The following is a 17,265-nucleotide window of genomic DNA, read 5'->3' as shown; positions in this document are numbered from 1 at the left end:
GCGAGGTCAGGGCGCTATGGACACCTTGCGCAGCGTCTCGCGGACCGTCCACACCGTCCGCATCCCCGCCGTCAGTCGCACGATGGTGCCCGGCAGCAGCTCGACCGCCGGCAGCGGCGGGTCGGTGAACTCGAGGGTGCCGGCGCCCGCCACCACGACGAACACCTCGTCGTCCTCGACATCCGTCGACACCCCGGGCGTGTGCTCCCACACGCCGATCGTGCGGGCCTCGGTCTCGTCGAGCGCGAGCCAGCCGGTGCGCGGCGCGCCCGCGCGCACCTTGTCGGCGGGGACCGGATCGTCGGTGAGGGACAGGGATGCCGCGACCCGGGGGGATCCCGCGTCCAGCCTCGTCACGAGTCGAACCCCAGTCCGACGGCGTCCAGCGTCTTCAGCAGCAGGTTGCGTCGCCCCTCGCGGTGGTCGGCGCGATCGAGCGCCCAGCGGGTGGCGTTGATGCCGATGGCCGCGGCGGGCTCCGGCGGGAACGGCAGCGGCCTCGTGCGCACCATCCGCAGCGCCGTCCGCTCGTTCTCCACGCCCGCCAGCAGGTCGAGCATCACCTCCGCGGCGAACCGGGTCGAGCCGACGCCGAGCCCGGTGAACCCCGCCGCATAGGCGACGCGGCGGCTGCGGGCAGTGCCGAAGAACGCGGTGAACTGCGTGCTGGTGTCGATCGCGCCGGCCCAGCGGTGGCTGAAGCGCAGGCCCTCCAGCTGCGGGAACGTCGTGAAGAAGTGACTCGCGAGCGTCTCGAACGACTGCGGCCGGTCCTCGTGGTGGGCGCGCACCTTGCGACCGAAGTGGTACACGGCGTCGTATCCGCCGAACAGGATGCGGTCGTCGCGAGTGAGCCGGTAGTAGTGGAACTGGTTCGCCAGGTCGCCGATGCCCTGCCGGTGCTGCCAGCCGATCGACGCGCGCTGCTGCGCGGTCAGCGGCTCGGTCATCAGGACGTAGTCGTAGACCGGCACCGTCATCAGCCGATTGCGGGCCAGCAGCGACGGGAACACGTTCGTGGCGAGCACCGCCTGCGTCGCACGCACCCCTCCGTCCACGCAGGCGAGGGTGACGCCGCCGGTGCGGGATGTCTGCAGCCGGCGGACGCGCGTGCGCTCGAAGATCTCGACCCCGCGCTCCTCGGCGACGCGGGCGAGCTCGGCGGCCAGGCGGGCGGGATGCAGCATCCCGCACGTGCGCTTCTCCCACACGGCGGCGAGGTACGTGGGCGAGGCGACCTCGGCGCGCGCGGCATCCTGGTCGAGGTAGACGACGTCGTCGCCGGCGTCGTCCGCCCATTCGCGCAGCCACTGCACCTGGTGCGGCTCGACGGCGGGGGACAACTCCCCGGTGCGCTCGAAGTGGAAATCCATGCCGTACCGGGCCTCGGCGCCCTCGATCTCGTCGAGGTTCTCCATGCCGAGCCGTTCCAGCGTCGGCATCTCGGCCGGCCAGCGCGACATCCCGTTCTCCCGGCCGTGCGTGAGGCTCGTCTCGCAGAACCCGCCGTTGCGCCCCGACGCCGCCCAGCCCACCCGCTGCGCCTCGAGCACGACGATCCGCGCGCCCGGCATCCGCTCCGCCGCCAGCAGCGCCGTCCACAGTCCGGTGTAGCCGCCGCCGACCACCGCGAGGTCCGCGTCGATGGTGCCCGCCAGCGGCGGGCGGTCCGGGGTCAGCGCGGCCGGGAGGTCGTCGCGCCAGAACACGGAGGGCGCGGTGCCGGAGAGGGAGTGGGCGATGACGGATGCCGCCGGACGGTTCCGTTCGAAGACGGTGGTTCCCACGGATATCAGCTCCGATCGGCGGCGAACACCCGCTCGCCCTCCACGAACGTCTGCAGCACGCGGGTCGCGCCGATCTCGTCGGCGGGGCCGGCGAACGGGTCCCGGTCCAGCAGCGCGAGATCCGCGTACTTGCCGACCTCGATCGTCCCGGTGGCCTCGTCCAGGTGGTTCACCCACGCCGAGCCGGCCGTGTAGGCGGTCAGCGACGTCGCGAGGTCGATGGACTGCTCGGGCAGGAACGCGTCGTACTCGCCCTCCTCGAAGCCCGGCGCGGCCTTGCGGTTCACGGCCGTGTGGATCGCCGCGAGCGGATTGGGGCTGGACACGGACCAGTCGCTGCCGGCCGCCAGGACCGCGCCCGAGCGCTGCAGATCCCCGAACGGATACTGCCAGCCGCTGCGCGGCTCGCCGAGGAACGGCAGGGTCAGCTCCACCATCTGCGGTTCGAGCGTCGCCCACAGCGACTGCATGTTCGCGGCGACCCCGAGGTCGCGGAACCGCCGCACGTCGTCGGGGTGCACGATCTGCAGATGCGCTATGTGGTGCCGGTTGTCGCCCGGGCCGTTGCGGTCCAGCGCGTGGGCGACGGCATCCAGGCACTGGCGCACCGCACGATCCCCGATCGCATGGAAATGCACCTGGAACCCGAGCGCGTCCAGCTCCGGCACCGCCTCGTTCAGCACCTCCGGCGCGACGAACGAGATGCCCGAGTTGTCGGTGGGATGTCCGTGCCCGTCGCCGTACGGCTCCAGCATCGACGCCGTGAAGTTCTCCGCGACGCCGTCCTGCATCACCTTGACGCTGGTGGCGGCGAACCGACCCGCACGATAGCGCTCGCGACGCTCGACGAGCGACGGGATCTGCTCCAGCCCCGCGGTGCGGTCCCACCACAGCGCGCCCACGACCCTGCCGGTGAGTCGCCCGTCGGCGCCGGCGGTGACGTACGCGGGACCCGGATCGCCGGCGTCCCCATAGGAGCCGATGATCGCGTCCTGCCACGCGGTGATCCCGAACGAGTGCAGGTACCGCTGACCCTCCAGCAGCGCCTCGACCATGCGCTCGGGCGGCTCGGCCGGCAGCAGACGGTTGACGAGGCTCATGGCGCCCTCGTGCAGCGTGCCGGTGGGGTTCCCGTCGGCGTCGCGCTCGATGCGCCCGTCGGCGGGGTCCGGGGTGTCGCGGTCGATGCCGGCCCGCCGCAGCGCGGCGCTGTTCACCCACGCGCCGTGACCGTCGCGGTTGGGCAGGAACGCGGGCCGGTCCGGGATGACGGTGTCCAGGGCGGATGCTGTGGGCGTGCCGCCCGGGAACGCCGACATCGACCAGCCGCCGCCGAGGATCCACGGGTCGTCGGGGCGGGCGGCCGCGAACGCCGCCAGCGCCTGGAGGTACTCGGGCTGCGACGCGTACGGGGACAGGTCGCACCGCAGCCGGTCCAGCCCGCCCCAGACCGCGTGCACGTGCGCGTCCTGGAAGCCGGGCACCAGCATCCGCCCGGCCAGGTCGACGACCTCGGTGCTCGGGCCGACGAGCTCGTCGAGGTCGTGCCCGACGGCGACGATGCGCCCGCGGGAGACGGCGACCGCGCCGGCGCGGGAGCGCACGGTATTCGCGGTGAAGACGGGCCCGCCGGTGAACACGAGATCGGCGTACGGCATCATGACTCCTTCACGGGGTGGATCTGCACAGCGGGGGGATCACCCGCCGGCCATCGTGCGGGCGATGTCGGCGGCGGAATCTCCGGCGCGGCGCAGGACGACGGCGACGACGGACAGCGCGAGCAGGGTGACCACGAGCATGATCGTGGAGACGCCGGCGATCTCGGGCCGCAGGCCGCTGCGCAGCGAGCTGAGGACGTACACGGGCCACGGTGTCGAGCCGGAGACCTGCACGAACGCGGAGACGACGGTGTTGTCGAGGCTGAACGTGAACGAGAGCAGGAGTCCGGCCAGCACCGCGGGCATCGCCAGGGGCAGCGTCACGCGCAGGAACGTGCGCAGCGGCGGCGCGTACAGGTCCGCCGAGGCCTCCTCCAGGTTCGCCGGCAGACCGACGAGCCGTGCCCGCACGATGTAGGTGACGACGGCGACCGAGAACAGCGAGTGGCCGATCACGAGGCGGAACGTGCCGTCGTTGAAGAACGACATCCCGACGTCCTGACCGAGGAACACGAGCCACGGCAGCAGCGACACGGCGTCGACGATCTCCGGGGTGACCGCCACCAGCAGCAGCATCCCGATGAACCAGAACGTCCACTTCCCGGGGCGCCGGGCCAGCGCGATGCCCGCGAGCGTGCCCAGCAGCGACGCGAGCACCGCGGCGATCGCGCCGGTGCGCAGCGACACCATGACGGCGTCGGCGATCACGGGCTTGCGGAACAGGGCGAGGTATCCGTCGACGCCGAAGCTGTCGAACGCGACCAGGAGCCGGCCGTTGTTGAACGAGTAGATGACGATCACGAGGATCGGCGTGAACAGGAACACGTACACGAGCACGCTCCACGCCGTCAGCAGCCGGTCGGTCATCGCCCGGCGCCGCCCGTGCGGGTTCGGCGCTGCACGGTCAGCCCCGGCGTGCGCGAGGTCGACGCCGCGCTCGAGGTCGACCGCCGCCGCCGGTAGGGTCCCCATCCCGGGTTCGACGGATGTCATGACGCGAGCTCCTCGACGATGATCCGGTTGTGCAGGCGGAACGGGAGTGCGGCCAGCCACAGCAGGCCCGCGATCAGGGCCACCGAGGCGAGGATGATGAGGATCAGCATGACCGCCATGGCCGAGCCGAGCGCCCAGTTCTGCGCGGTCTGGAACTGGGATGCCACGAGCTGGCCGACCATGTTCCCCTTCGCGCCGCCGAGCACGGTCGCGGTGATGTAGTCGCCCATCAGCGGGATGTACACGAGCAGCGCCCCGACGACGATGCCGGGCCGGGCCAGCGGGAACGTGATGCGCGTGAATGTGCGCCACTTGCTCGCGCCGAGGTCCTTGGATGCCTCGCGCACCGAGAGCTCGACCCGGTCGAACGCGACGAACAGCGGCAGGATCATCAGCGGCAGATAGTTGTAGACCACCCCGAACAGCACCGCCGGTCGCGTGTACAGGATGTCCAGCGGTGCGAGCCCGATCGCCTGCATGGCGTGCGAGATCCATCCCTCCGGCGACAGCACCACCATCCACCCGATCGTGCGCACGAGGAAGTTCGTCCAGAACGGGACCAGGACCAGCGCCAGCAGCAGGCCCTTCCGGTGCGCGGGGGCCTTCAGAGCCATCCAGTAGGCCACCGGCGCCCCGATCAGGAAGCACAGCAGCGTCCCGGCGATGCCGATCCACAGCGTGTTCCAGAACGTGTCGAAGAACGTCGGGGTGAGCACTTCGGCGTACCGGTCCAGCGACAGCTTGTCGTTGGCGTGGGTGCCGAACAGTCCCGGCTTGTACCCGAAGCTGTACCAGAACACCACGAGCACGGGGGCGACGAAGAACGCCAGCAGCCACAGCCACGCCGGGACGGCGAGGATGAAGCCGGGGAGGCGCGCTCTACGCACCGGCGGCGGCCTTGGCCTTGTTGTAGATGTCGACGGTGCGCTCCTGCGCCGAGTTGACCTCGCCGTCCTTCATGGTGGCCAGCTGAGCCTGGGTGAAGAACACCAGGTCGAGCATCTCCAGGCCTTCGCTCTTAGCGGTGGCCTCGATGTCCTTCGCGCCGGTGTGGTACCCGATGTAGTCGACGTTCTTTATCTGGTTCTCGGGCGTGAGCACGAAGTTGATGAACGCGTGCGCGGCCTCGGGGTGCGGGGCCGTCGAAGAGATGGCCCAGTTGTCCATCCACAGTTCCGTGGTGGGGGCACCCAGCACCCACTGCCACTTGTCCGGCTTGTCGGACGCGAGGATGCCCTGCCGGGCGTCGCCGTTCCACACCTGGATGAGCGCGTGTGCGCTCTGCGGGATGGCGCCGCTGCCCGGGTACGAGTCGAACGCGGCGATGTGCGGGGCGAGCTTGGTCACGATGAAGTCCTCGCACTTGTCGATGTCGGCGGTGTCGGTCGTGTTCCAGTCGATGCCGTGCGACCAGTAGTACATGCCGGTGATCTCGGCGGGGTCGTCCAGCACGCTGGTCTTGCCGCTGGCCTCCTTCTGCGCGCAGTCCAGGAAGTCCGCCCACGTCTTCAGTTCGCGGCTGATCTTCGTCGTGTCGTAGACGAACCCGGTGGTGCCCCACGCCTTGCAGATGGAGTAGTCGTTGCCCTTGTCCCAGCTGCGGCCGAGGAACGCGGGGTCCATGTGAGACAGGTTCGGGATGAGGTCCTTGTTCAGCTTCATCAGCAGGTTGTTCTGGACCATCTGCGGGATGAAGGCCCCGGTGGGGACGATGATGTCGTAGCCGCCGGTGCCCTTGGCGGCCACCAGCTTGGCGATCAGCTCCTCGTTCGAGCCGAACGAGTCCACTGTCAGCTTCGGCCCGAGCTCCTTCGTGAACGCGCTGAGCACCTCGGGGGCGTCGTAGTCGCCCCACGAGTACATCGACAGCGAGCCCTCGAGTTTCCCGCCGCTGGCCCGCGGCGTCGTCTTGCCGCCGGGGCCGCCGCCGGGCGTGCACGCCGCGAGCAGGGCCGTGCCGCCGACGACACCGACGAGGGAGAAGAATCCGCGGCGGCTCATGTCAGACACGATGCGGTTCGCCGTGCCGTGGTCGGCCAGGATGCGGACGGGGTTGTGTTCGGTCATGGCATTTCCTCTCGCCGGGTCGAGTGTCAGCGGGTACGGATGCTGCGGGTGGTGGGCGGTTCGACGAAGCCGCCGTGGGCGGCGGAGTCGTCCACGGGGAAGACCTGCACGGATTCGGGGCGCCATGTGCACCACACCGTGGCGCCCACCGCGACGCGCGGGGCGTCCGGGGTGGGCCGGCGGGAGATGATCGACATCTCCCGCCCGAACTGCACGAGGTACTGCATCGTCTCGCCCAGATGCGAGACACCGATCACGCGTCCCTCGGCGACGTTGGCGGCGGAGGCCGGCCTGGAGGTCACTATCTCGACGAACTCGGGGCGCACGGCGGCGCGCGCCTGCAGGCCGGGAGAGATGCCCGTGATCCGCTGCGCGGGGCGCAGCACGGCGTGCGCGGACTCGACGGCCGCGCCGTCGGCGGTGACGGTCCCGTCGAAGAAGTTCTGCTGCCCGACGAACGCCGCGACGTATGCGGACGCGGGTGCGCTGTAGATCGTGTCGGAATCGGCCAGCTGCTCGATGCGGCCGGACCGCATCACCGCGACCCGGTCGCTCATCGACAGGGCCTCGCCCTGGTCGTGGGTGACGAACACGAAAGTGATGCCCAGCTGCGCCTGGATGAGCTTGAGCTCGAGCTGCATCTCCTCGCGCAGCTGCCGGTCCAGGGCCCCCAGCGGCTCGTCCAGCAGCAGCACGGCGGGGCGGTTCACAAGCGCGCGGGCCAGCGCGACCCGCTGCTGCTGGCCGCCGGAGAGCTGCGCAGGCCGTCGGTCGGCGAACGAGCGCATCTGCACCATTCCGAGCGCGGAGGTCACCCGTTCGCGGATCTCGGCCTTCGGCACACGCTTCTGCTGCAGGCCGTAGGCCACGTTCTCGGCCACCGTCATGTGCGGGAACAGCGCGTACGCCTGGAATACGGTGTTCACGTTCCGCCGGTACGGCGGGTGCCCCAGGACGGATCGTCCGGAGATCAGGATGTCGCCGGCGTCCGGCTCCTCGAATCCGGCGATCATGCGCAGGGTCGTCGTCTTGCCGCATCCCGACGGGCCCAGCAGGGACAGGAACTCGCCGGGACGGATGTCCAGGGACAGGTCGTCCACGGCGGTCTGGTCGCCATAGCGTTTCGTCAGGCGGTCCAGGCGCACAGCGCCGGGCATCTCGTCCACGTCGATGTCCGTGGCGGGGCGGGCCGGGCTGGTCGTGGCCACCTGAACCTCCTCCGGGCGTCGTCGCCCTCCGGCGGGCTGCGTCGCCCTGTCCCGAGATTCAATCCCGGCCGGCCCCCGGATGCAAGCAGGGGCGGGCGCGAAACGGACGGATTCGCCTGTCCGCGGGAGGCGCTCATACAGTCTGTCCGGGAAAGGGTCGATTCCGCGCCGCGCGAGCCGCTCAGCGCTGGCAGGACGGGCACCAGTAGACCACCCGCTGGCGCGTCGGGTCGGCGCCGAGGCGGCCGCCGCTGATCGGCGTGCCGCAGCGCAGGCACGGCCGCGCCTCGCGTCCGTACACCCACCGGCTGTGCCCGCGCCGGCTGTCGCCGGTGAAAGTGCGGACCGGGCGGTCCCGGTTGGCCTGCAGCATCCGGGCCGCCGTCTCGACAAGGGCGGCGGCGTCGACCTGTGTCGCCGGGGTCGTGGGCAGGATGCCGCGGACGAACAGTGCCTCGTTGACGTACTCGTTGCCGAGCCCGGCGAGGTTGCGCTGGTCCTGCAGGGCGACGTGCACGGGTCGCGGGTCGACGCCGAGGCGTCGTGCCGCCTCGGCGGCATCCCAGTCCGGTGCCAGCGGATCGGGGCCGAGGTGGCCGATCAGCGTGGGCTCGTCGCGGGTGTGCACAACGGCGATCTCGGCGATGTCGAACCCGACGGTGTCGCACGAGGCGGTGGACAGGATCGCGCGGGCCTGGTGGGTCGGCCGGGGCCAGTGGCCGCCGGGGGCGAGGACGACCCAGATGCCCTCCATCTTCAGGTGGGAGTGAAGCGTCCACTCGCCGATGCGATGCAGGATGTGCTTGCCCCGCGGCACGACCTCGCGCACCACCTGTCCGGTGAGGTCGACGGTGGCCGTTTGCGGCACCCGCAGGTCGAAGCGCGTCAGCTCGTGCCCGGCCAGCGCCGCGTGCAGGCGGCGGGCGGTCTGCCAGACGGTGTCGCCCTCAGGCACGCCCGGGCGCCTTCCGCAGCGTGAGCCCGCGCGTCGACTCGACGAATCCCGCCGCGCGGAGGGCGCGTCCGACCGGGCTGCCGAAGACGACCTCCGCGTTCACCTGCTGGACCGTCAGGGTTTCCAGGCGCCGCGCCCGTGCGGTGTCGGCGAGGCTGCGGCATCCCGCCGCCAGCGCCTCGTCGTCGTCGGTGAAAGCGAGAGCGGTCTTGCCGCCGCGCTCCAGATACAGCACCAGCGCGCCGTCCACGAGCACCACGAGCGCGCCGGCCTTGCGCCCGGGCCGGTGCGCGCTGCCCTCCAGCGCCGGCCAGGCGAGCGCGGCGCCGTACGGATTGGCGGGGTCGGCCGCGGCGAGCGTGATGGCGGCGCGCGGCGGCGGATCGGCCAGGCCGGAGAACTCGCGCAGCCTGTCGATGGTGGCGGAGGTGGCGAACTGCGCGGCTCCCAGCTTCTCGATCACATAGCCACGGCGGCAGTGCCCGGCCTGCTCGAACCCGGCGAGGATCCGGTACATCTGCGCGAATCCGCCGGGGATCTGCTCGGCCTGGACGGACCCTCGCGTGACGACGCCGTAGCGGTCGAGCATCAGACTCGCCGCGGCGGTCGCCCTCAGGGCCGGGTCGGCCTCGGGGTCGGGCAGCAGCGACCAGCGGCCGCCGATCGCGGGCGGGCGCGGCGGCGCCGAGACCCGGGTCGCGGACGCTCCGCGGTAGAGGCGGCCGCGCGGGGTGCGCCGGGAGATCTTGTGCGCCTGCGTGCCGCCGGACAACAGCGTCCGCAGCGGCGCGAAAGTGTCGTTCGTGACCCGTCCGGCCCAGGTCAGCGCCCACAGCGTCTCGATCACGGACTGCTCGTTTTCGGCATCCGCGAGCGTCCGCAGCTGCCCCGCGAAGTACGCGCCGCCCGCGCCCAGGATGTTGAGCAGGCGCTCCTCGAGCGACCCCGGCACGATCTCGCCGACCGGGTCAGCGAGCGTCACCGGTGCGGCGTCGGCGGGGTGCAGGGCGACCCAGCCGTCGCGACCGGGCAGCGCGCCGTGCCCCGACCAGACGACCTCGCCGGTCGCCGTGAGTTCGTCGAGCATCCCCGGGGCATAGTCGCGGACCCGAGCGGGAAGCACCAGCGACTCCCATGCGCTGGCGGGGATCGGCACCCCCGCGAGCTGCTCGACCACGGCGGCCACCCCGTCGATGCCCTCCAGCGGCCGGGCGAGGTGCTGCCACGCCGGCAGGAACCGGGCGAACGCCTGCGGAGGGACGGGCTCGACACTCCCGCGGATCGCGGCGAGGCTGCGCATCCGCAGACGGCGCAGTCCCTCGGTGTCGCACCACTCGGTGTCGTCGGACCCGGATGCCTCCGGCAGGAAGAACCCGCTGGTGACGCGCCCCGCGGCCTCCAGCCGCTGCAGGGTCAGCCGGGCAACGGCCACCCCCACGCCGAGGCGGTCGGCGACGGCGTCGGCGCGGAACGGCCCGTGCGTGCGGGCGTATCGGGCGACGAGATCGCCCAGCGGATCGGGCACCGGCTCCAGGAACGCGGTCGGGATGCCGACCGGCAGCGCCGTGCCCAGGGCGTCCCGCAGCCGGCCCGCGTCCTCGATGCCGGCGACCCGGGAGGCGCCGCCGACGGTGACCGGGATCGCGCGCCGGGCGGCGATCAGCGCGTCCAGGTACGCGCCCGGGTCGGGCTCCGCGCCGCCCGGCTCGGCGAGCGGGGAGTCCTCGAGGCGGGCCGCGACCTCCGTGGCATCCAGCGGGCCCAGCATCCGGAGCAGGTCCGCGACGCCCTCCACGCCCCGCACGCGGCGCTCGGGGTCGAGCCGCTGCACCTCGCGCTCGTACTGCGCGATGATCTCCGGGTCGAGCAGCTCGCGCATCTCGACCTTGCCGAGCAGCTCGGACAGCAGTGCCGGGTCGACCGACAGCGCGGCGGCGCGGCGCTCGGCGAGCGGCGAATCACCCTCGTACATGAACGCGCCGACATATCCGAACAGCAGGTCGCGCGCGTACGGCGACGGCTGCGGCGTCTCGACCTCGATCAGGCGGATGCGGCGCTCGCCGATCCCGCGCATGAGGCGCAGCAGGGCGGGCAGGTCGTACACGTCCTGCAGCACCTCGCGCAGCGTCTCCAGGATGATCGGGAACGTCGGATGCCGCCGGGCGACCTCGAGCAGCTGCGCGGCGCGCTGGCGCTGCTGCCACAGCGGGCTGCGGCGGCCGGGGTTGCGGCGCGGCATCAGCAGGGCCCGCGCGGCGCACTCGCGGAAGCGCGACGCGAACAGCGACGAGCCCCCCACCTCGTCGGTGACGAGCTGGTCGATCTCGTCGGGCTCGAACACGAAGAGGTCCGCGCCGGGCGGGGTGGCCGTGGCATCCGGGATCCGCGCGATGATGCCGTCGTCGCCGGCGACCGCCGATCCGTCGACGCCGAGGCGCTCCCGGATGCGGGCGTTCACGGCCAGCGCCCACGGTGCGTGCAGCTGCATGCCGTACGGGGAATGCAGGATGACCCGCCAGTCGCCGACCTCGTCGCGGCCGCGTTCGACCGTGAGCGTCGTGTCGGTCGGGAGCGTTCCGGTGGCCGCGCGCTGCTCGGCGAGGTACCCGAGCAGATTCGTTATCGCGTTCTCGTCCATGCCCGACTCCACGAGCCGGGTGCGTGCCTTGTCGGGGGCGGCGGCGGACACCTCGCGCGAGAACCGGCCGAGCGCCTCGCCGAGCTCGGCGGGCCGGCCGATCCCGTCCCCGTGCCAGAACGGGACCTTGCCCGGCTGCCCGAACGCGGGAACGACGTTGACGCGATCGTGGGTGATCTCGACGATCCGCCAGCTCGTGGTGCCGAGCGTGAACACGTCGTTCACGCGCGACTCGTACACCATCTCCTCGTCCAGCTCGCCGACCCGGGCGCCCACCTTCTCACCGGCGACGAACACACCGAACAGGCCACGGTCGGGGATCGTGCCGCCGCTCGTGACGGCGATGCGCTGCGCACCGGGACGTCCGGTGAGGGTGCCGTGGTCCCGGTCCCACACCACCCGCGGGCGCAGCTCCGCGAACTCGTCGGACGGGAACCGGCCCGCCAGCAGGTCGAGCGTCGCCTCGTACGCCGAGCGCGGCAGCGCCCGGAACGGCGCGCTGCGCCGCACCGTCTCGTACCATCCTTCGACGTCGACCGGTCCGACCGCGCACGCGGCGACGGTCTGCTGGGCGAGGATGTCGAGCGGGTTCTGCGGCACCGCTATCGACTCGATCTGCCCCGCGAGCATCCGCTCGGTGACCACCGCGGTGTGCAGCACGTCGCTGCGGTGTTTGGGGAACAGCGCGGCGCGGCTCGTCTCGCCCACCTGGTGCCCGGCGCGTCCGATCCGCTGCAGCCCGGATGCCGCCGACGGCGGCGCCTCCACCTGGATCACCAGGTCCACGGCGCCCATGTCGATGCCGAGTTCGAGGCTCGAGGTCGCCACGACGCAGCGCAGCACGCCGCTCTTGAGCTCGTCCTCGACCTGCGCCCGCTGCTCCTTCGACACGGAGCCGTGGTGCGCCTTCGCGAGCACCGGGGCGACCCCCGCCGTCGCTCCCGCCTGCGCCATCATCGCGGCCGGCACCGTCTGGTCGGGGATGTCCAGGCCGAGGCGCTCCGCGTAGATCTCGTTCAGCCGGCCGGTGAGGCGTTCGGCGAGCCGTCGCGAGTTCGCGAACACTATCGTCGAGCGCTGCGTGAGGACCCGGTCGACGATCGCCTCCTCGACGTGCGGCCAGATCGAGCCGGTCATCTCCGTGCTCTCGCTCCCGTACCACGGGCTCCCCCCGTCGCCGTCGCCGTCAACCGCGCCGACCCCACCCTCTGCTGCCGAACCCATCGGCGAACGCTGGTGGGTTCGCGATTCATGGGTGGGCTCGGCGGATGCCGCCGGCGGCGGCGGGGGATTGAGCATGTCGTCGACGGGCACGACCACCTGCAGCTCGAACGTCTTCGAGGCGCGCGGCGCGACGATCTCGACGGGCGCCGCGCCGCCGAGGAACCGCGCCACCTCGTCGATGGGACGCACGGTCGCGGACAGGCCGATGCGCTGGGCGGGACGCTCGAGGAGGTCGTCGAGCCGTTCGAGGCTGACGGCCAGGTGCGCGCCCCGCTTGGTGGCCGCCACCGCGTGGATCTCGTCGACGATCACGGTGTCGACGCCCCGCAGCGTCTCCGACGCCTGGCTCGTGAGCATCAGGTAGAGGGATTCCGGGGTGGTGATGAGGATGTCGGGCGGTGCGGTGACGAGCCGGCGGCGGTCGGCGGCGGGCGTGTCTCCGGAGCGGACGCCCACGGTGACCTCGGGCACGCTCACCCCGAGCCGCCGCGCCTGCTGCGCGATGCCGACCAGCGGGGAGCGCAGGTTGCGCTCGACATCCACGCCCAGCGCCTTCAGCGGCGAGACGTACAGGACGCGCGTGCGGTGCGCCGCCTGTGCGCGTCGGTCGCCCCGGGATGTCGACCGGTCGGCCGCGGGAGGCTCCGCCTGCCGGGCATGGAAGACGCTGTCGATCGCCCAGAGGAATGCCGACAACGTCTTGCCGGAGCCGGTCGGGGCGACCACGAGCGCGTGCTTTCCGGCCGCTATCGCCTCCCACGCGCCGCGCTGGGCGTCGGTGGGAGCGGCGAAAGCGCTGCGGAACCACGCCCGCGTCGCGTCGCCGAAGCGGTCCAGCACGTCGCCCATCCTCTTATCTTCGCCGCTGCCGCAGACATCCGGGATAAGGTAGAGGTTCTTTGCCACCCACGATCTCCGCGGAAGGGAGCCGATCGTGTCGAACGTGACCGGAACGGACACCGTCTGGATGACCCCGGCCGCCCTGGCGGCCCTGCAGGCCGAGCTCGATGCGCTCACGGCCGCGCCCGGCGACGAGAGCGGCAAGGCGCGCGTGCTCGAGCTGCGCGAGCTGATTCGCCGCGCCGAGGTCGGCACCAAGCCCGACGATGGCGTCGTGGAACCCGGCATGCGCATCACCGTGACCTTCCAGGGCGACGGCTCCACGGAGACGTTCCTGCTCGGAAGCCGCGACCTCGTGCAGACCGACGGCGATGTCGAGGTGTACTCGCCGACCTCGCCCCTGGGTGCCGCGATCAACGGCCACCGCGTCGGCGACGAGGTGAGCTTCACCGCGCCCAACGGCGCACAGCTGACCGTCACCATCGTCGCGGCGACGCCGTTCGCGTAGCCCTCGCGGCCGGCTGAGACGCCCCTGCGGGGCGCGGCATCCGTGGCCTGCGCACGGACACGTGCGCAGAACTCCGCACATCCGGCGTCGGCGGCCGGAATTCGCGCCGATTCGCACCCGGCGCGGCGACATCGGATGAGTTTTGAACGGACCACGCGACCAGCCGGGTGCGACGGCGTGCGCCGGGTCAGTCCGCGGCGACGAGCTGCTTGTCGAGGAACACCCGCACGTCGGCGAGCTCCTCGTCGGACACACTGTGCGTGAGACCGGGGTACACGCGCCCGGACAGGGCGCTGTGCGCCGGCAGCCACTGCGTCGTGTGCGCGACGAGCGCCGGCGGGATGACGTCGTCGCGGTCCCCGCGTCCCCAGAACACCGGGATGCTGCGCGCGGCCAGCTCCTCGTCGCCCGCGAGCGCGCCGGGCGCCGCGTACCCCGACAGGTTGACCGCGAAAGCGAATCTCGTCGGCGCCAGCCGCAGGGCCTGCAGCGCGACCGACGCCCCCTGTGAGAATCCGACCAGGCCCACCCGCGTCACGTCGGGTGCCGCGGCATCCAGCCACTCCAGCACCGCCGCGGCCGCCGACGTCACGCGCGCGGGGTCGCGGCCGGCGAGGTCGACGTCCACGACATCTTCGATCGGATACCACGAGAAGCCCGGCGCCGGCCACGGCGGAGCGAGCGGCGCACGCGGCGCCGCGATAGTGAACGCGTCCGGCAGGAACGGGACGAGCCCGAACAGGTCGTTCTCGTCGGCGCCGTAGCCGTGCAGCAGCACGAGCAGCGGCCGGTCCTGGCGCTCCTCGTGCCCGGTCGACCACAGGGCGGCGTCGGCATCGATGCGCACGGTGGAGGCGGGTTCCATGGCCACCATCCTGCCGCACGGCGGCGACACGCGGCCCGTTCCGTGGCGGGCGCCGGGCCTCGCGCGGCGCGCGCAGACGCACCGGCGCCGCCGAGCGCCGTGAGGTATACAAGAGGCATGCCCGTACGCACGCCCGACCCCGACCCGGAGCCGGAGGAGTCGCGGCCGGCCGGCGGCGAGCCGTTCGTCTCCGGATCCCTCGGCGGCTTCAGCGCCGGCGGAGCGGGCAGCGTGAACCCGGGATGGCTCAGCGACCTCGAGCTGGCCGAGGCGCGGCGCCGGCTGCCGATGCTGTACGTCGAGGCCGTGCCGGTGCGCGTGGACGGGATGGGTGTGGTCACCGAGGTGGGCCTGCTGCTGCGGGCCACGCCGCTCGGCGAGATGACCCGCACTATCGTCTCCGGCCGGGTGCGGTACGGGGAGACGATCCGCGACGCGCTGTTCCGCCACGTCGAGAACGATCTGGGACCGATGGCGTTCCCCCTGCTCCCGGCCCAGCCGGCGCCGTTCACTGTGGCGGAGTACTTCCCGCTGCCGGGACTGACCGCGTTCCACGACGACCGGCAGCACGCCGTCTCGCTCGCGTTCGTGGTGCCGGTCACCGGAACGTGCGACCCTCGCCAGGACGCGCTCGAGCTCACCTGGCTCACGCCGCAGGAAGCGGCATCCGACGCCGTCGCCGCCGACATGGAGGGCGGTCGGGGGACGCTGCTGCGGATGGCGCTGGCCAGCGTCGGCGCCCTGCGCTGAACGCCGTCGACGCGCGCGCTGACACCCATCGTCCCCTTCGACGGAATCCCTCGGCGGCGCGCCGCGGGCACCCCGAACTCTCAGCCAGACCGGCTATCGTGCAAGGGCCGTCCGCAGGTCATCTGCGACACAACCCCCGGTGTGTCGTGGCAGAGTTCGCGGATCCCGGTCCGTTGCACGCGGCCGCCGGGTCCGCTTCTGCTGGCGACGGCCGCCATCCGAGACCGGAGTCGCCCCCATGCACGACCAGACCAGCCCTTCCGACATCGCCCCGGACGACGCATCGTTCGACAGCATCCTGGCCCAGGCGGCGGTCGACACCGGCTTCACGACGGCGTTCCGCGGCTATGACAAGGACGAGGTGGACACCGCGATCGGCGACCTGAAGTCGCGCATCCGCGCCGCCGGCGACGAGATCGCCGCGCTCAAGGACGAGCGGCATCGTGCGAACGCCGACCTGGAGAGCGTGCGCGAGCGGATCGCCGAGCTCGAGGACGCGGCGCAGGATGCGGCGGCCGGCCGCAGCGACGAGGTCGAGCGGGTCCGCGCGGAGGACGCCGCCGAGCGGGGCCGCCTCACCGAGTCGCTCGCCCAGGCGAAGGCCGATCTGGCCGCGGCGCACGCCCAGACGGCGCAGGCGCAGAAGCAGGTGCAGGCCCTCACCGAGGAGCTCAGCGGCACGTCGGAGTCGTCGCCGAACAAGAAGCACTTCGAGGAGATCCTGCGCGTCGCCGAGGAGCAGGCATCCACCCTGATCCGCAACGCGAGCGTGCAGGGCGACCGGCTGCTGGAGGCCGCGCGCGAAGAGGTCGACAACCGGCGCGCACAGGCGCAGGCCGATGCCGAGGCCATCATCGCCGAGGCCCAGCACGAGGCACAGCAGGCCCGGCTGCGGATCGAGACCGAGGTGACCGCCCACCAGGCGCAGCTGGAGCGGGAAGCCGCGCACTCCGCCGAGAAGGTCGAGCAGGCACAGCGGGAGGCTGCGGCGATCCGATCGGAGGCGGAGAAGGGCGCGGCCGCCCTGCGCGCGATGGTGGCGCGCGAGACCTCACGCGACCGCAGCGAGGCCGAGGAGGCGGTGCGCGAGCTGCGTGTGCGCACGCTCGAGTTCGAGGAGTCGCTCACCCGCCGGCAGGATGACGCGCACCAGGAGTTCCTCGCACTGCACAACCAGGCCGTCGCGCACGCCGAGCGGATCACGAAGGACGCGAACGACCAGGTCACTGCGGCGGCCGATCACGCCAAGCGGGTCACCGAGAAGGCCGACGACTACGAGAAGCTCGCGCGTGCGCAGGCGCGGCAGATCGAGGCCGACGCTCAGGTGCGTGCCGGCGCCCACCTCGAGCAGGCCCGCGTGAAGGCGCAGAAGATCATGGATCTCGTCACCGCCAATGCCCAGGACGTGCTCACGGACGCCGAAGACCGCGCGCGCCAGCTGCGATGGCAGCAGCACCAGCTCACGAGCTTCCTCGCCGAGGTGAAGGAGCTCATCCGTCCCGCCTCCACGCTGCCGGTGGCGGATGCCGCGGCGCAGGCGCCGGCAGATGCCGCGGATCTCGGCTCCTCTGCCGATGACGCCGTAGCGGCGTCGGAAGAACTCGAAACAGCGAGCTGAGCCGGGCCCGGCGCCGGTCGTCGCGGACCCGCCGCGCCGCGGCATCCGGGTCCTCCCGAGCCGTGAGTGCGAGTCGCACAACGTGCGGGCTCACGGCCCCGCACGTCGCGTCTTCTGAGACTCGCGCCACGCGCGTCGGCATGTCGCGTCTTCT

At 72.2% G+C, this 17,265-nt stretch carries 13 protein-coding genes; 3 read left to right on the top strand and 10 right to left on the bottom strand.

The window, feature by feature from the left end:
- Positions 1-6: 6 nt before the first annotated feature.
- From GH740_RS11905 to GH740_RS11865, 9 genes are all read right to left on the bottom strand, one after another.
- Positions 7-357, bottom strand: coding sequence for a cupin domain-containing protein (locus tag GH740_RS11905; RefSeq protein ID WP_367641537.1), 351 nt, complete (start codon positions 355-357; stop codon positions 7-9).
- Positions 354-1,787 carry an NAD(P)/FAD-dependent oxidoreductase gene (locus GH740_RS11900; RefSeq protein ID WP_367641536.1) on the bottom strand — a complete coding sequence of 478 codons (1,434 nt, stop codon included), beginning with the start codon at positions 1,785-1,787 and terminating at the stop codon, positions 354-356. The genes GH740_RS11905 and GH740_RS11900 overlap by 4 nt, the downstream gene beginning before the upstream one ends.
- A gap of 5 nt (positions 1,788-1,792) precedes the next feature.
- Positions 1,793-3,445 (bottom strand): amidohydrolase, encoded by a 1,653-nt coding sequence (locus tag GH740_RS11895; RefSeq protein ID WP_153746320.1) that lies wholly within the window; start codon positions 3,443-3,445, stop codon positions 1,793-1,795.
- A 39-nt stretch (positions 3,446-3,484) separates the two neighbouring features.
- A complete protein-coding gene (locus GH740_RS11890; protein ID WP_367641535.1) occupies positions 3,485-4,438 on the bottom strand; it encodes an ABC transporter permease in 954 nt (317 codons plus the stop codon).
- The gene (locus tag GH740_RS11885) at positions 4,435-5,325 is read right to left on the bottom strand and encodes an ABC transporter permease (RefSeq protein ID WP_367641534.1); all 891 of its coding nucleotides are present in this window, start codon (positions 5,323-5,325) and stop codon (positions 4,435-4,437) included. The genes GH740_RS11890 and GH740_RS11885 overlap by 4 nt, the downstream gene beginning before the upstream one ends.
- Positions 5,318-6,505, bottom strand: coding sequence for a spermidine/putrescine ABC transporter substrate-binding protein (locus GH740_RS11880; RefSeq protein ID WP_153746319.1), 1,188 nt, complete (start codon positions 6,503-6,505; stop codon positions 5,318-5,320). Before GH740_RS11880 ends, GH740_RS11885 begins: the two co-directional genes overlap by 8 nt.
- 26 nt (positions 6,506-6,531) lie before the next feature.
- Positions 6,532-7,713 (bottom strand): ABC transporter ATP-binding protein, encoded by a 1,182-nt coding sequence (locus GH740_RS11875; protein ID WP_367641533.1) that lies wholly within the window; start codon positions 7,711-7,713, stop codon positions 6,532-6,534.
- 181 nt (positions 7,714-7,894) lie between these two features.
- Positions 7,895-8,668, bottom strand: a complete 774-nt coding sequence (locus GH740_RS11870; RefSeq protein WP_367641532.1) for a DNA-formamidopyrimidine glycosylase family protein — start codon at positions 8,666-8,668, stop codon at positions 7,895-7,897.
- Positions 8,661-13,379, bottom strand: coding sequence for a DEAD/DEAH box helicase (locus GH740_RS11865; RefSeq protein ID WP_153746452.1), 4,719 nt, complete (start codon positions 13,377-13,379; stop codon positions 8,661-8,663). Before GH740_RS11865 ends, GH740_RS11870 begins: the two co-directional genes overlap by 8 nt.
- 94 nt (positions 13,380-13,473) lie before the next feature.
- Here GH740_RS11865 and GH740_RS14230 point away from each other — a divergent pair, with 94 nt between their 5' ends.
- Entirely contained in the window at positions 13,474-13,878 is a 405-nt protein-coding gene (locus tag GH740_RS14230; RefSeq protein WP_216644940.1) for a GreA/GreB family elongation factor, read from the top strand.
- A 187-nt stretch (positions 13,879-14,065) separates the two neighbouring features.
- Here GH740_RS14230 and GH740_RS11855 read toward each other — a convergent pair whose 3' ends face one another.
- The gene (locus GH740_RS11855) at positions 14,066-14,743 is read right to left on the bottom strand and encodes an alpha/beta hydrolase (RefSeq protein ID WP_153746318.1); all 678 of its coding nucleotides are present in this window, start codon (positions 14,741-14,743) and stop codon (positions 14,066-14,068) included.
- Between the two features lie 117 nt (positions 14,744-14,860).
- On the opposite strand from GH740_RS11855, the gene GH740_RS11850 reads away from it, so the two are divergent.
- Positions 14,861-15,493, top strand: coding sequence for an NUDIX hydrolase family protein (locus tag GH740_RS11850; protein WP_153746317.1), 633 nt, complete (start codon positions 14,861-14,863; stop codon positions 15,491-15,493).
- A gap of 238 nt (positions 15,494-15,731) precedes the next feature.
- Positions 15,732-17,111, top strand: a complete 1,380-nt coding sequence (locus GH740_RS11845) for a hypothetical protein (RefSeq protein WP_153746316.1) — start codon at positions 15,732-15,734, stop codon at positions 17,109-17,111.
- Positions 17,112-17,265 lie beyond the last annotated feature (154 nt).

The sequence above is a fragment of the Microbacterium sp. SYP-A9085 genome (assembly GCF_009649635.1).
GTDB lineage: Bacteria > Actinomycetota > Actinomycetes > Actinomycetales > Microbacteriaceae > Microbacterium.
Note: the sequence above shows the minus strand (reverse complement) of the source record. Positions and strands in the feature narration are given on the sequence as shown.